Source organism: Parasphingorhabdus marina DSM 22363 (assembly GCF_900128895.1).
Classification (GTDB): domain Bacteria; phylum Pseudomonadota; class Alphaproteobacteria; order Sphingomonadales; family Sphingomonadaceae; genus Parasphingorhabdus; species Parasphingorhabdus marina.
Window position 1 is genome coordinate 860,204 of the sequence record NZ_FSQW01000001.1, and the last position, 14,375, is coordinate 874,578.

The 14,375-nt window shown below is 58.2% G+C and carries 18 protein-coding genes; 10 read left to right on the forward strand and 8 right to left on the reverse strand.

From position 1 onward, the window contains the following. Positions 1-81: 81 nt before the first annotated feature. The 3 genes from BUQ90_RS04310 (at position 82) to BUQ90_RS04320 (ending at position 2,959) form a co-directional block, all read left to right on the forward strand. Positions 82-519 (forward strand): RrF2 family transcriptional regulator, encoded by a 438-nt coding sequence (locus BUQ90_RS04310; protein ID WP_074203872.1) that lies wholly within the window; start codon positions 82-84, stop codon positions 517-519. Positions 520-634: 115 nt separating this feature from the next. Further along, entirely contained in the window at positions 635-2,305 is a 1,671-nt protein-coding gene (locus tag BUQ90_RS04315) for a hypothetical protein (RefSeq protein WP_143182715.1), read from the forward strand. 141 nt (positions 2,306-2,446) lie between these two features. After that, a complete protein-coding gene (locus BUQ90_RS04320; protein ID WP_074203873.1) occupies positions 2,447-2,959 on the forward strand; it encodes a hypothetical protein in 513 nt (170 codons plus the stop codon). A gap of 44 nt (positions 2,960-3,003) precedes the next feature. Here the strand turns inward: BUQ90_RS04320 and ribH are convergent, their stop codons facing one another. Together ribH and ribB are read right to left on the reverse strand one after the other, a co-directional pair. After that, positions 3,004-3,426, reverse strand: a complete 423-nt coding sequence (gene ribH, locus BUQ90_RS04325; protein ID WP_074203874.1) for a 6,7-dimethyl-8-ribityllumazine synthase — start codon at positions 3,424-3,426, stop codon at positions 3,004-3,006. Beyond that, entirely contained in the window at positions 3,426-4,733 is a 1,308-nt protein-coding gene (ribB, locus tag BUQ90_RS04330; RefSeq protein WP_074203875.1) for a 3,4-dihydroxy-2-butanone-4-phosphate synthase, read from the reverse strand. Before ribB ends, ribH begins: the two co-directional genes overlap by 1 nt. A gap of 196 nt (positions 4,734-4,929) precedes the next feature. Here ribB and BUQ90_RS04335 point away from each other — a divergent pair, with 196 nt between their 5' ends. Together BUQ90_RS04335 and BUQ90_RS04340 are read left to right on the forward strand one after the other, a co-directional pair. After that, positions 4,930-5,991 carry a helix-turn-helix transcriptional regulator gene (locus BUQ90_RS04335; RefSeq protein WP_074203876.1) on the forward strand — a complete coding sequence of 354 codons (1,062 nt, stop codon included), beginning with the start codon at positions 4,930-4,932 and terminating at the stop codon, positions 5,989-5,991. A 122-nt stretch (positions 5,992-6,113) separates the two neighbouring features. Continuing rightward, the gene (locus BUQ90_RS04340; protein ID WP_143182716.1) at positions 6,114-6,341 is read left to right on the forward strand and encodes a hypothetical protein; all 228 of its coding nucleotides are present in this window, start codon (positions 6,114-6,116) and stop codon (positions 6,339-6,341) included. On the opposite strand, the gene BUQ90_RS04345 is transcribed toward BUQ90_RS04340, so the two are convergent. Then, the gene (locus BUQ90_RS04345; protein ID WP_074203878.1) at positions 6,318-7,190 is read right to left on the reverse strand and encodes an alpha/beta fold hydrolase; all 873 of its coding nucleotides are present in this window, start codon (positions 7,188-7,190) and stop codon (positions 6,318-6,320) included. The two genes, BUQ90_RS04340 and BUQ90_RS04345, sit on opposite strands and share 24 nt — an antisense overlap. Positions 7,191-7,212: 22 nt before the next feature. Further along, positions 7,213-8,037, reverse strand: a complete 825-nt coding sequence (locus BUQ90_RS04350) for a TauD/TfdA dioxygenase family protein (protein WP_074203879.1) — start codon at positions 8,035-8,037, stop codon at positions 7,213-7,215. Between the two features lie 89 nt (positions 8,038-8,126). Here BUQ90_RS04350 and BUQ90_RS04355 point away from each other — a divergent pair, with 89 nt between their 5' ends. Next, a complete protein-coding gene (locus tag BUQ90_RS04355; protein ID WP_074203880.1) occupies positions 8,127-9,113 on the forward strand; it encodes an SDR family oxidoreductase in 987 nt (328 codons plus the stop codon). Positions 9,114-9,124: 11 nt separating this feature from the next. Here the strand turns inward: BUQ90_RS04355 and BUQ90_RS04360 are convergent, their stop codons facing one another. After that, positions 9,125-9,562 (reverse strand): hypothetical protein, encoded by a 438-nt coding sequence (locus BUQ90_RS04360; RefSeq protein WP_074203881.1) that lies wholly within the window; start codon positions 9,560-9,562, stop codon positions 9,125-9,127. Positions 9,563-9,692: 130 nt separating this feature from the next. Between BUQ90_RS04360 and BUQ90_RS04365 the strand changes: the two genes are divergently transcribed. The 3 genes from BUQ90_RS04365 (at position 9,693) to BUQ90_RS04375 (ending at position 11,869) form a co-directional block, all read left to right on the forward strand. Next, positions 9,693-10,457 (forward strand): helix-turn-helix domain-containing protein, encoded by a 765-nt coding sequence (locus tag BUQ90_RS04365; protein ID WP_074204871.1) that lies wholly within the window; start codon positions 9,693-9,695, stop codon positions 10,455-10,457. 102 nt (positions 10,458-10,559) lie between these two features. Beyond that, positions 10,560-11,525: a subclass B3 metallo-beta-lactamase gene (bla, locus tag BUQ90_RS04370; protein ID WP_159437027.1), complete on the forward strand. Its 966-nt coding sequence runs from the start codon at positions 10,560-10,562 to the stop codon at positions 11,523-11,525. Beyond that, the gene (locus BUQ90_RS04375) at positions 11,522-11,869 is read left to right on the forward strand and encodes a nuclear transport factor 2 family protein (RefSeq protein ID WP_074203883.1); all 348 of its coding nucleotides are present in this window, start codon (positions 11,522-11,524) and stop codon (positions 11,867-11,869) included. The genes bla and BUQ90_RS04375 overlap by 4 nt, the downstream gene beginning before the upstream one ends. Positions 11,870-11,872: 3 nt before the next feature. Here BUQ90_RS04375 and BUQ90_RS04380 read toward each other — a convergent pair whose 3' ends face one another. From BUQ90_RS04380 to BUQ90_RS04390, 3 genes are read right to left on the reverse strand one after another with little or no spacing between them, the layout of a single operon-like run. Next, complete coding sequence (locus tag BUQ90_RS04380) at positions 11,873-12,202, reverse strand: hypothetical protein (protein ID WP_074203884.1); 330 nt, start codon at positions 12,200-12,202, stop codon at positions 11,873-11,875. Beyond that, on the reverse strand, positions 12,192-13,085 hold the full coding sequence (locus BUQ90_RS04385) for an alpha/beta fold hydrolase (RefSeq protein ID WP_074203885.1): 894 nt from the start codon (positions 13,083-13,085) through the stop codon (positions 12,192-12,194). The genes BUQ90_RS04380 and BUQ90_RS04385 overlap by 11 nt, the downstream gene beginning before the upstream one ends. Positions 13,086-13,124: 39 nt before the next feature. Beyond that, the gene (locus BUQ90_RS04390) at positions 13,125-13,331 is read right to left on the reverse strand and encodes a DUF1674 domain-containing protein (protein ID WP_074203886.1); all 207 of its coding nucleotides are present in this window, start codon (positions 13,329-13,331) and stop codon (positions 13,125-13,127) included. Between the two features lie 84 nt (positions 13,332-13,415). Between BUQ90_RS04390 and htpX the strand changes: the two genes are divergently transcribed. Continuing rightward, entirely contained in the window at positions 13,416-14,321 is a 906-nt protein-coding gene (gene htpX / locus BUQ90_RS04395) for a zinc metalloprotease HtpX (RefSeq protein WP_074203887.1), read from the forward strand. Positions 14,322-14,375: the final 54 nt, after the last annotated feature.

The window sequence follows — 14,375 nt, forward strand, 5'->3', positions numbered from 1 at the left end:
TGCGACTCACTTAAACATGTATATAATATACCTCTTTGTACAACGCTTGATTATAAAAGCAATATAAAATATGCATGTTTAATGAAATTGACGGCTCAGACCGACTATGCCCTGCGCATGCTGATGTTCCTGACAACGCAGGAAGGCAGTCAGAAAATCGATAACATCGCGCGGACCTATGGGATTTCGAAAAACCATCTGATGAAGGTGGCGCAGCGCCTGGTGAGTGCCGGATTTGTTGTCAGTCAGCGCGGGCGGGGCGGCGGCCTCACTCTGGCCAGGGATCCCGGAGAGATCAATGTCGGGGCCGTCGTGCGGGCAATGGAAACCACTGATCAATTTGTCGAATGTCAGATGCGTTCAGACAATAGCTGTATTCTCACCCCGGTTTGCGGACTGAAACCAGTGCTGGCTGATGCAGTAGAGGCTTTTCTGAGCCATTTGGACAAGTTTACGCTGGCCGACATCAGCAGGAACCGCCGGGACTTTGCCAGAATATTTGATTTGCAGAACACCTGATGCACCAGACCGATTCAATCTGTTTCCGGTGATGCGTCCGTCTTCACTTGCTTGCGAACCATGTGACAAAACAGGGTTTTTCGGTTATTAACCGGGCAGAGTGGAGGCCCTGAAAATGACGATTCGCCTGATGATAGCGGCGCTGGCAATGGCTTTTTCCCTGCCGGCAGCTGCCCAAATTCATGATCCCCGCGCGCTGCAAGCCGACCCGGCGACAGCCACCAGCGCGATTGCACCACGGCTGACCGGCCTGGGCAAGCACCATATCCCGGTGACGACGGACAATCCGGAGTCGCAGTATTTTTTCGATCAGGGCTTTCGCCTGACTCTCGGCTTCAATCACAGCGAGGCGCTGCGTTCGTTCAAGGAAGCCATACGCCTCGATCCTGACAATGCCATGGCCTGGTGGGGCGTGGCGCTGGTGCTCGGGCCAAATCTGAATTTGCCGATGCAGGAAAATGTCGTCGCCCCCGCCTATCAGGCGATGCAAAGAGCAGTCGCGCTGAAGGACAGCGTGTCAGAAAAAGAGCGCGCCTTTATCGAGGCGCTCGCGGTGCGTTACACCGATGATCCGAAGGCGGATCGCGCGCCGCTGGATGCCGCCTATGTCGACAGCATGGCAGCGCTCCAGGCGCGCTATCCCGACGATCCGGACGCCGCCACTCTCTACGCTGCGGCGATCATGAACACCAATCCGTGGGACTATTGGTATCGTGACGGGACCCCGAAGGGATCCACGGAAACGATTCTGTCAACATTGCAGAAAGTGGTGACCAAACATCCGGATCATGCCGGTGCACACCATTATCTGATCCACGCAGTCGAAGCCTTCCGGCCCGAGCTCGGTGTTGCCAGCGCTGACCAGCTCGGTGATCTCATGCCGGGTGCCGGTCATCTCGTACACATGCCGTCCCATATTTACATGCGCGTCGGACGCTATGCGGATTCCTATGCGGCCAATGCCAGTGCGGCAAAGGCGGACAATGCCTATATCGTCCAGTGCCGGGCGCAGGGCATGTATCCTGTGACCTATTATCCGCACAATATCCATTTCATGGTCTGGTCAGCGATGTTTCAGGGGCGGGCCGATGCGGCCATGGCTGCGGCCCGGCAGGTAAAGGACAAGATACCCGTTGACCTCAAGGATGATACCTGGGCGCTCAACGAACTGTTCCGGTCTCAGCCCATGTTTGTGATGATGCGCTTTGGTCAGTGGGAGGCGATGCTGAACGAGCCGCAGCCGATTGACCGCATGCGTTTCATGAACGGGGTGTGGCACTATGGGCGGGGCCTCGCACATGCCCATCAGGGCCGGCTCGATGAGGCCAAAAAGGAACTGGCCGCGCTGATCAGCTTCCGGGAGAGGACCGCTGCCGACACCGACTATTATACGGGATTTGCCGTGGCGGGTGACCTGCTCACCATCGCCGAGGAATTGCTGACCGGTGAAATACTGGCGAAAGAGAAAGATTTCCCCCGCGCCATCGCCCATCTCGAACGGGCGGTGCGACTGGAGGACAGCCTGCGCTACAATGAACCCACCGACTGGTACATGCCGACCCGGCATATGCTCGGAGCAGTATTGCTGGAGGCCGGTCTCCCGGCCGAGGCAGAGACGGTCTACTGGGAAGATCTGCGCCGCAATCCGAATAATGGCTATGCCCTGTTCGGCCTGCATCAGAGTCTGAAGGCGCAGAATAATGCATCAGTCGCGGCCGAGATCGAAAAGCGTCTGGCACTGGCCTGGAAGGAAGCGGACAAGCCTCTGCAAACTTCCCGCTACTGAGCTGCAATGCCCGAAATGGCTGTGCATCCGTCGCAGCTGAGGCTCCTTTCACCTCAACATTCTTAACAATCGCTGCGCTGATTTTTTAGCCAGACGCCTTCGGCGGTTATCCGCCGTTTTTCTATATTCAAGGAGTAATAGATGAAGAATCTTCTGGCGCTGGCTACGGGCGCAGCTTTGTTGTCCGCTACGCCGTCACTGGCCCAAGATGCCGTTCAGGCGACACCCGGCATGAAAGTTTCCGGACCACAAGGTGGTGATGTTGGTTTGGTCGAATCCGTCAGCAACGGCGTTGTCGTTGTGGACACCGGCAAGAACAAGGCCGCTCTGCCGACCAGTGCCTTTGCCAAGACAGATTCTGGCCTGTCTATTTCCATGACCAAGGCAGATCTGGACGCCGCCGTGGAAAAGGCAGCAGCAGATGCGCAGGCGAAATTGCTGGCAAGTCTGACCCCTGGCACGGAAGTGAAAAGCATCAACGGCACGGCGATCATCGGGACGATCAGTGATCGCGACGAGCAATATGTCACTGTCGCGCATGGCGAAGGGCAGGAGGTTCAGCTCCCGGTTGCGTCCTTCATGATGCAGGGCGAAGGCATTGCGATTGCCATGACCGCTGACCAGTTCAAGCAGGCTGTCGCAAGCGTTCAGTAAAGCGGAAGACCGATATGCGAGCGCTGTCTTGCAGACGGCGCTCGTTAACCGGCGAACTTCTGACCCAGATCATACATGGCGATGGCCGCTGCAGCGGCTTCTCCGCCCTTGTTCTTGCGGGTTTTGTCCGCACGGGCCAGAGCCTGTTCCTCGTCTTCAGTGGTGATAATGCCATTGCCGATCGCCGCGCCATCCATGGTCAGTGCCATGATCCCGCGTGCGCTCTCGCCCGCGACAATTTCGAAATGATAGGTCTCGCCCCGGATCACGACGCCGATCGCGACATATCCGTCATATTCCCCGCTGTCGATCGCCAGCGAAATCGCGCCCGGAATTTCGAGGGCACCGGGTACGGTGAGCGTTTCATGTTCATGGCCAGCGGCTTCCAGTGCACCGCGCGCACCGTCCAGCAGCATGTCATTCAAATGCTCGTAAAAGCGCGCTTCAACGATCAGGAATTTGGCCATCAGGCAATCTCCGCTTCTTTGATGGATCTGGTGGCGGGAACGGCCCGTTGCCCGACGATGCGCAGCCCATAGGCATCCAGACCCACCAGCTCATGACTGGCATTGGACAGCAATTCCATATCACTGACACCCAGCTCGGTCAGGATCTGTGCGCCGACGCCATAGTCCCGAAGCTGATCCATGGGGGGCATGGGCTCACCATTGAGCTTGCGCACCTGATTGGACAGAAAGCGGCTGTCGGACCGCGGGATCATGACGATGACACCTGCGCCTTCCTCTCCGATTATTTCCATGGAACGCCGAAGGATCTGATCGCCGGCGCCGTCCTTGCCGAAAATGTCACCGAATATGTTGAAGGCATGCATCCGGACCAGAGTGGGCTGGTCGGGATCGACATGACCTTTCTGGAGCACGATCTGTTCGGTTTCCGTCGCCTTGTTGTAAAAGGCGATGGCATTCCACTCGCCGCCCCACTGGCTCTGGAACCGGGCCTCGCTGCGTTTTTCCGCGAGGTGATCGTTGCGCAGACGGTAAGCGATGAGATCCCGGATGGTTCCGATTTTCATGCCGTGATGCTGGGCGAATTCGATCAGGTCATCGAGCCGGGCCATTTCGCCGTCATCTTTCATGATCTCGCAAATCACGCCCGAAGGATTGAGCCCGGCGAGCCGGGACACATCAACGGCCGCCTCGGTATGCCCTGCGCGCACCAGCACGCCGCCATTGCGCGCCTGCAGCGGAAAGACATGGCCGGGGGTGACAATCTCGTCCTTGTTCTTGGTCCCGTCAATCGCCACAGCCACGGTCCGCGCCCGGTCGGCAGCACTGATGCCGGTGGTTACGCCGTCGCGCGCTTCGATCGAAATGGTGAAGGCGGTCTCGTGCTGGGTGCGATTATTCTGGCTCATCATGTCGAGACCCAGCTCCTCGACCCGTTCCTTGTCGAGCGCGAGACAGATCAGGCCGCGACCATATTTGGCCATGAAATTTATCGCGTCCGGTGTGGCCATCTGCGCCGGGATGATCAGATCGCCTTCATTTTCACGATCCTCGTCATCGACGAGGATATACATGCGGCCATTGCGCGCCTCGTTGATGATTTCCTCGGCGCTGGCCATGACATCACTGCCGCCCCGTGCCAGCCAGGTCTCCAGCTTGCCCAGCGTTTCCGCGGTCGGGTTCCAGTCGTCTTCCCCCAGCCGCCGCAAGCTGTTGGCATGCAGGCCGGCAGCCCGGGCGAGGCCGGCGCGTGTTTCGGTTCCGGATTCGATCAATTCGATCAGTTGCTCTATCAAAATCTTGCTCATGCGGGCCGCCTATCACACTGTAATGTGATATGTCCATAGGCTGATCACATCAAAAGTGACAGGATGTGATGTGGGGCCCTGTTCGGTCAGGTGCTTTCGCTCCGGAGCCGTGACAGGTGCAAACGGCTTGCCGAAAAGGCCTTTTGCTCTTAGGCAGGACATGCGGGTAAATTCTAATGAGGTGCTGGATTCCTCTATGAGCCAACAGATTATTGGTCTGTTAAACCCGTTGCTGGCGGTGACCTTCAGCCTGACCTTTTTTGCTTTCTGGCTGGTCCAGAAAGACAAGCGCTACATACTGGCTTTTGCCGGGGCCTATCTGGCCTTTGGTGCGGGGATATTCGTGTCGAACGTGGCGATTGGTGCCGAGAGTAGCTGGCATGTTTTCGGAACCCATTTATTCTACTCCATTTCGGCCTTACTGCTTTTCCGGGGGGTGAGCGAAAGGGCGGGTCATCAATCCGGCACTCTGCTGGCGCTGGTCATTTTGGCAGGCATAACACCTGTCCTGATCTGGATTCATTCGGTCAGCGGACTCGCCAATCTCCGGATCATCGTGGCCAATGCCTCCTATGCCGCCATTGTGCTGCTCGCTGCCGGAAATCTCTGGCATAATCGCAACAGCCATCGGCTTGACTACTGGCTGTTCATTCTCTTCATCCTGATGGCGATCCAGTTTGTGGTCCGGCCGGCGGCTGTGCTGGCTGTGGAAGGCGAACTGCTCAATTCGGAATATCGGGGCTCGGTCTATTATTCGGTTTTGAATCTGGTGCTGTCGTTCATAACCCTGATGATGGCGATCACGCTGTTTGCCGTCTGCGGCCTTGATTATGTCCGCGCCCAGGCCGGAAAAGTTTCAAAACGCCCGTCGGGCAGCGATCCGGTATCGCATGACGAAAAGATCCGGCAGCTGCGGGAGGTGATGGAAACCGGGCTCTTCCGGGAGCATGATCTGACGTTGAACCAGCTTTGCCAAAAGACCGGCATCCATGAATATCAGCTGCGTGCGCTGATCAACCAGGAGATGGGGTACCGAAACTTCCGGGAATTTTTGAACAGCTACCGGTTGCGGGAAGTGCAGGCTCATCTGTCCCGTCCCGAATTTGAAACCGTGCCGATCACCACAATCGCGCTCGATGCCGGGTTCAATTCGATCCCGTCTTTCAACCGCGTCTTCAAGGCTGAATTCGGGGTATCGCCGTCGGAATACCGAGCCGAAAACCAGCAGCCTGGTGCCGCCAGACAGGTGTCTGGCTAGCGGGGCGTTGCACTTCTCATTTCTTGCAAAATGGAAAATTTCACATTTTGAGAAGACAGGGTTGGGCATCTGGCACAACCTGTCCCAATAGTTAGGCCAGAAACCTGAAACAGGAACCCGCGTTGACAAACGAGGAGCGTGAACTCATGCAGCTTGAGCATGACCTCCGGCAATGCCTGGAGACAGCGGATGGTCTGAAGTTGCGCATTGCCGCGATCCGGATCAACGAAGCACTGGAAGAATTGAAATCCGTGCGCGAGCAGGGAAATGGCGAAAACCGCCCGAAGCTCGCCAGCGATGCACGGGATCACAATCGGGACCGCGGTTCAAAGAAAGGCGCGCAATTCTGACACGAAGGCATCAAACTGGTCATGATGCAACCAGTGTCCGGCATCGGCAAACTCCTTCACCTCCACATTGTCTCCGAAATATTGCATCCGCCCATCTTTTTCCGGATTGCTGGCCCAGCTGTCCGCACCATAATGGAGCTGGGTCGGGCAGGTAATATTGCGCCACAATTCCTGGATGTCGGATTGCTGCAGGTCGATGCTGTCCCAGTGCTGCACATAAGGGTCAAATTTCCAGCTGTAGCTCCCGTCTTCGTTGCGGATGACAGCATGGGTGGTGAGATGCCGGGCCTGATCATCGGACAGATGCCCATTGGCTTCCTGCATGCGTTTCAGAGCGGCGTCGAAGCTTGCATAGCGTTTGACCTGCCGCCCAGCGGACCGCCGTTTTTCCTCGATCGAATTGCGCACCCGCTGCAGCTGGCCGATCTTCTCGCGTTCAGCGAGCATTTCCGGCGACGGGCCGAGCCCCTCGATGGCCACCAGTTTGCGGACGGTTTCGGGGTACAGGCCAGTGTATCGCAAGGCGATGTTTCCGCCCATGCTGTGCGCGACGATGGTGACCGGTGACAGGTCGAGCTGATGGATCAGCTGGGCGAGGTCCGTGACCATTGCCATGGTCGCATAATTGCCGTCGGTGCTCCACTGGCTGTCGCCATGACCACGGACGTCGGGGGCGATGATATGCCAGTCGCTGCGCATTTCCTGCGCGACCCAGTCCCAGTTGCGGCAATGATCCTTGCCGCCATGCAGCAATATCAGCGGCGGTTTGTCCGCATTGCCCCAGTCGGCATAATGCAGTTTGAGGCGCTGGGAGAAATAGCTGTGCGAAGCCGGGCCGACCAAATCCATGATATTGTGCAATCCTTCGAAATCAGTGAAGCGGCACACCGGCAACCGTGATCCGGTTGAGATAGCGCCGGTGCCCCTGATAATCATTCAGCGCGTAATGCCAAGTGGAACGATTGTCCCACATGGCCAGCGCGCCCTCGCTCCACTGGAAACGGAAATGAAATTGCGGTTGCATGATATGGGCATAGAGCGTCGCCAGCAGTTCGCCGCTTTCCTCCGGCGCCATGCCTTCGATGCCCAGCGTGAAGCCGGGATTGACATATAGCCCTTTGACCCCGGTTTCCGGATGCTCGAGGACCACGGGATGCACGGCTTCCTGCACCGCCGATTCCGTATTGCCGAACCGACCGCCGAATTTTTTCTGATAATCGCTATCCTTGCCGAAAATATGCGCATTGCCGTGACGCGCGTTCAGTCCGTCAACGCGCTCTTTCATCTCGTCATCGAGCGCATCATAGGCTGCGGCCATGCCGGCAAACAGGGTGTCGCCGCCCGTGGGCGGAATTTCCAGTGCGTATAGTACCGAGCCCATGGCAGGGATTTCATCATAGCTGTGATCGGTATGCCAGCCGCCTCCGATATTCATCTGCTGATCGGGTTCCTTGAGAACCTTCGCGATCTGGGGGTAGCCTTCAACCGGCGTGAAAAAGCGGTTGATATCGATGTCCCCCCAGCGCTCGGCAAAGGCAATATGCTGTTCCGGTGTCAGCGACTGGTTGCGAAAGAACAAGGCGCCATGCTGGTGAAAGGCATCGCGCAGTTCGGCAAATTGGTCATCGGTCACATGGGCAAGATCTACATCCTCCACCAGTCCACCAACAGCTACGCTTGCGTTGGAAATTTTCATGCATCACTCCTCCCGACTCTTGTTATCCGTCGAGCTATACCGCATTATTGTGCAATGTTGAGAGCCGAAACCCCATCAGGAGACAAATCATGACCGACAAGACGATCAACCGCCGCCAGCTGCTCGCGGCAACTGCTGCCACCGGTGTCGCGCTGACCGCCTGCCAGTCGGTTGCTGCCACCGAAGGCAGTGCCAGCCTCAAGGGCAAGTCGGTGCTGATTACGGGCTGTTCCTCTGGCTTCGGCTATCTCGGGGCACTGCACTATGCGGCAATGGGCGCGAAGGTCTTTGCCACCATGCGTAACCTCCCGCGAGCCGAGGCAGATAGCCTGAAAGCCGATGCGGGAGAGGGCGATGTCACGATTCTCGAACTGGATGTACTGTCGGATGATTCGGTAAGCAAGGCGATCGCCGAAGCGGAAAAGCAGAATGGCGGTGCGCTGGAAGTCGTGATCAACAATGCCGGTATCGGTACCGGAGCACCGGTCGAACTTCAGGATATGGAAGCAATGCAGCTGTTGTTCGACACCAATGTCATGGGGCCGCAACGCGTCGCGCGTGCGGTGCTGCCGGCCATGCGGGCGAAGAAATCGGGTTTGATCATGAACGTCTCGTCGCAGCTGGGACGGGTGATGATTCCGGGCATGGGGCTGTACAGCTCTACCAAATTCGCACTGGAATCGATGAGCGAGCAAATGGCCTATGAACTGGTGCCGCACGGCGTGGATGTCACGGTCGTCCAGCCCGGCGGCTTCCCGACGAAAATCTGGACTAACGGCAGCAAACTCACGGCGCCGATGCTCGAACGGGCCTCGGATGCGCAGAAAGCCGCCTATCCGGAACTGGTCGCCGGGGCCTTGCGCGATATCGGCGGTTCCACCGATCCGATGGATGTCCCCCGGGCCATTGCGGATGTCATCGCCATGGCGCCGGGCAAGCGACCGCTACGTTTGCCAGTGCACCCGGGCCGCAAACCTGCGCTTGCGATCAATGAGGTGAGCGCAAAGACGCAGGTTGCAATGCTCGGCAATTCGCCCTTTGGCCCCTGGATCAAAGACGTACACAACGTCAGCTGAATCGGATATGCTCAGGCCTGCTGCGCTGAGGCTTCGGTCCGCGCCAGCAGGACGGGTGCCAGATACAGCGCAAGTATGGCGACATTGATCACGGCATTGAACGCGTTGCCCGTGCCGATCGATGCACTGCTGTCGATGACGAACCAGGTCAGGAAGGCATAGATTGTCCCGCGCCGGATCAACGCATTGCCTTCCGCTATTCCGGGTGCGGAAATGAAAACGTAATAACCCATAAGACCGCCAAAAAGCCCGCCGCCAATGGCCAGCGCCAGCTTGGCCTGCTGCGTCGCGATCCCGGCAATGCCCTCGTCGCCGGAAGCGGCATATTGAAAGAACAGATTGTTCGCACCGGTGACATCGGACACGCTGCCCCAGGCAAAGAACAGGGCGACAGGTATCGATATCCAGCCGATGATACGCATGGTCCGGGCAGCAGCCTGAGGTGACATGGAAAATCTCCTTGATTGATGGTTTCCCGGTCAAAGCATGGCCGCATAATCAGGGCAATTACCTGTCAGGTAAGTGCGAGCCCTGCTACAAGATGTCATGACAGGCCGCAGTGAAGGAAAGGAACCGGACATGCAGACGGAATTTGGAGCGATGCTGAAACAGTGGCGGAGCATTCGTCGCTTCAGCCAGCTGGACCTGTCGCTGGAAGCCGACATGTCGGCGCGCCATCTCAGTTTTCTGGAATCCGGGCGCGCCAATCCCAGCCGGGCGATGGTGCTGCGTCTGTCGGACGCGCTGCAACTGCCCAAGCCTGCCGCCAATCAGGTCCTGCATGCTGCGGGGTTTGCGCCGGTCTATCCGAATCTGCCGCAGGATGCGCCCGAGCTGGCACCGGTGAACGAGGCGATTGCCACCATGTTGCGCCATCATGATCCGTTTCCTGGCATTGCTGTCGACCGGCACTGGAATGTGGTGCAGTCCAATCAGGGCGCGGCGATGATGCTGGGCCTGGCCAGCCCGAACGGGGGGGCCAATCTGATGGATATCCTGATCAACAGCGCCAATCTCGACCTGATTGAAAACTGGGACGAAGTGGCGGTGCTGTCGCTGTCCCGGCTGCGAACCGAGATACTCGAACTGGGCGGCGACGAGAAGCTGTCGGCGCTAGCGAAAAGGCTGTCGGATCTTGACCGGGTCAAGCAGATTGATGTCGCTGCGATCAACTTCAACCAGGCTGTGATCCCGACCATTTTCCGGGTCGGAGAAAACCGGCTGTCGCTGTTCTCGACCATCGCCCAGTTCGGTTCGGTGCAGGACACGCGGGCAGGGGAAACCCGCATCGAAATGATGTTCCCGATGGACGACGATACCCGGCGCTTCTTTGCGCAAAGATAAGATTCCCGTCACGCGGGATAAGACATTGCCTGTTCATCTCTCGCCCGGTAGCACCGGCATGGCAGGGAGAAGAAGATGGGCTTTTGCGGAAATTATCCAGCGATGCGAAAAGCGGTTTGTGCATCGATAATCGTGGCATTGGCCGCCTGTGCGCCGGTCCAGCCAGAGGCGGACAAAGCTCCGCCAGCGGGAGATGATGATCCGATAGCGACAATATCAAAAATTGCAGAAGGCGAAATTCCCGAGAGCTTTGACTGGGAAAAAACCTTTCCCTCCTGGTTTGCTGCTGTACCCCCTTTTCGTGTCGCCGGACCGGAAATGGGCGGGGTCTATTATGTCGGCACCGCTGGTCTCGGCATGTATTTCATTCCCACACCGGACGGGCATATCGTGCTGGACGGCGGGATGCCGGGGCAGGGGAAATATGTTGCCGATGCCATCCGCACGCTCGGCTTTGATCCGGCAGACATCAAAATCCTGCTGAACAGCCATGCGCATCTCGATCATAGTGGCGGTCTGGCGGAATTGAAGCAACTCAGCGGTGCACAAATGGTGGCCAGCGAAGGCGACCGTTCGGCTCTCGAGGACGGATTCTATCTTGGCTCGGAAGAGGACAGCGCCCTCAATGCCCCGCCCGTCGAGGTAGACAGGATCATTGCCGATGGCGAGCAGGTTGGTCTTGGCGGGATTACGCTCACCGCCCGGATAACGCCGGGCCATACACGGGGCTGCACCAGCTGGATGATGGATCTGCCGCATGAAGGAAAATCACTGCAGGTGCTGTTCTTTTGTTCGGCGACGGTTGCCGCCAACCGGCTGGTCGGACCGCCGCAATATGCAGGCATCGTTGCCGATTACCGCCGGACATTTGCTCTGACCCGGGACTGGCAACCGGATATCCTGCTCGCCAATCATCCCGAATTTTTCGGCCTTCAGGCGAAACGCGCCGCACAGACCGCCGGAGACAGCAACGCCTTTGTCGACCAGGACGCTTTTCCCAGGCTGATGGCCGGGCTGGAAAAGGCTTTTGAGCGAGCATTGGCGAAACAGAAAGGGGCTGAAAAATGAAGAACGCAAAGCAGGTGATCGAAACATTCTGGGAGATTCAGGATGGCCATGACTATTCCAGACTGATCCCGCTTTTCGCCGATGACGCGGTGTTTGAGGATCCGGCCATTGGCCGGGTGGAAGGCAAGGAAGCGATCACGCAGTTGCTGCATCAGCTGACGAAGGAGCTGGCCGACAAGAAAATGCATTTCGAAGTGCTCGAAATTGCCGGAGACGAGACGGTCGCCTGGTCGCGCTGGTTGTGGAAACGTCCGGACGGGGACGTGGAAGGCGTTGGTCTCTACAAGGTGCGCGACGGGTTGCTTGTTTCCTATCGCGATTTTTATGCCGTCCCGGAGGAATAGGCCTCAGTCCTTTGGCTGAATATCCTCGGGATAGGGATTGCGTGAAATCAGCCCCCAGCTGCTGTTGTTGGAGAGGCTCTGGCGGGCGTCGATTTCGAGCAGCAGTTCCTTGGTCTTGATCTCGTCGGCCCCGACGGCGGATGAGAGCGTGTCTATCGATCGCCATTTGTACTTTTCCCCGCTCAGCAAAAGCAGCAGGCGCTGCTTGCGTTTGTCATCCAGCCGGTTCTCGCGCCGTTGCGCCAGCCACCAGGCGAGCCAGGCGGTAAGAATGGAGGCGCCGGCACCGATGAGGGCGCCAATCAGGGCGGCAATTTCTGCACTAACTGTCATTTTGCTTTTCCATGAAATCAAGAATTGCCCGGGCGATAGCGTCTGGCTGTTCGGGAAGCAGGGCATGCCCGGCGCCGGCGATCATAACCAGTTCAACCCGGTCCGGATATTGGGCGGCGAGCGGGATGCCGGCATCTTCCGGCGGGGCGATGGTGTCCTCCGCGGCCTGTAGCACCAGCATCGGTGTAGTCCCGCCAGCGCCCCACTGGTCATAACTGTCCGTGCCCTTGGCCTTGCCCTGCAGAATAGCGGTATGGCGATGCCATCCAACCAGCCAGTAGTCGGGAATCTCATTGCCGTCGGCGAAAAACGCATAGTCTATATCCGCGGTCCGCTGCGCGACGGTCCGGCGCGGGTCAAAGACCGCCCGCAGCGCGGTATCCGCTTTGGGGGGAATGGGCCTGGCTCCGCCCGATGCAATCAGAATGACCGACTGCATATGATTGTCATGCCGGCTGGCAAAGGCGCGGGCGAGGCGATTGCCAAAGGCATGGCCAATGACGGTCACTTTTTCACCCGATTCCGTCTCAGCGTCGACAATCGCATGGACGTCGTCGGCCATGTCGAACAAGGTAAAGGGACCGGCGGGCAGCGTCGTGCTACCAATCCCGTGGGCATCAAAGGCGATGGTGCGATACCCGGCCAGACCCAGCGCGAGCGCCAGTTCATTGAAGTCGCTGGCTTCGCGTCCGGCGCTCGCGAGCAACAGGACGGGCGGCCCTTTTCCGGTGACATGATAGCCCAGCGTGCGATCATCCCGCTCCAGCATTTTGGCTGTACCGACGGCGTCACGAGCAGGCGTGTCGGGAAGCGGCATCCAGAGGCTATAACCGATGACCGCCAATATGGCGATCAGCGCCGCGGCACCGAAAAGATATTTCATGCCAGCCCTCCCTCGCATGTGCTGAATCTGGCAACGGAGTCAAAAATCGATGGCAATGCCCTTGTGCACCCAGTCACCGTAACGGGTCGGACCCTTTTTGTCTTTCGCTGCGTCCTCCCCATCGATCGGGTCGGGCTGGGGAACTGGCGGGCTCTTGGACAGATGGGCCGGTGGCCGGATATGTGCGGGCCGTTCGCCCGGCTTTCGCTTTTCTGTTCTCGGGGTTTTCCCCTCTTTTTCCGACATGACTGCGCTCTTTCGCAAAATTGAAAATCCCGCCTCTCTTCCTATATTGAACGTACAGGCAAGTATATCAAGCGAGTGACAGCAATGAATTTTCTCAAGACTACCATGCTTCTGGCGGCATTGACGGCTCTGTTCATGGTCATGGGCTTTTCTCTTGGCGGTGGCCGCGGAGCGGTTCTCGCGCTGATCGTGGCCGCCGGCATGAACCTGTTTACCTACTGGAATGCCGACAAAATCGTCCTGAAAATGCACAAGGCGGTCGAGGTGGATGCCCGGAGCCATCCGGAATTTTATGCGATGGTCCAGCGCCTCGCCCAGCGGGCGGACCTTCCCATGCCGAAAGTCTATATCGTTGATCAGGACCAGCCCAATGCTTTTGCAACCGGGCGCAATCCCGAAAACTCTGCAGTGGCGGCGACAACGGGTCTGCTCAAAGTGCTCAGCCACGAAGAAGTGGAAGGCGTGATGGCGCACGAGCTCGGACATGTGAAAAATCGCGATACACTGATCATGACGATGGTGGCGACGATTGCAGGTGCGGTTTCGATGCTGGCCAATTTCGGCATGTTCTTTCGCAGCAATCGCGGCATTGCGGGGATCATGGCGATTTTTATCGCCCCCTTTGCTGCGATGATTGTCCAGATGGCGATCAGCCGGACTCGCGAATTTGGCGCCGATCGCTCGGCTGCAGAAATCAGCGGCAAGCCGCTGGCGCTGGCCTCTGCGCTCGCCAAAATTTCGGGAAAGGCCCAGCGCATTCCCAATCCGGTGGCCGAGCGCAATCCCGCCGCCGCCCAGCTCTATATCGTGCCCGCCGGAGTCCGGCAGATGTTTTCGACCCATCCCGCCACCGAAGATCGCATTGCGGCGCTGCAGGACATGGCCAGTGGCGGCGGCGCCGATGGCTGGTCCGGACGATCGGACGAGATTGGAGACATGGGCCGTCTGAAAGCCCGGCGCAGCGCGCTGGATCCGACCCGTTCGCGCTAGACGCGCAGAAGTCTTGACCACCGCAAATCCTGCATTGACCGATTGTTGATCTGG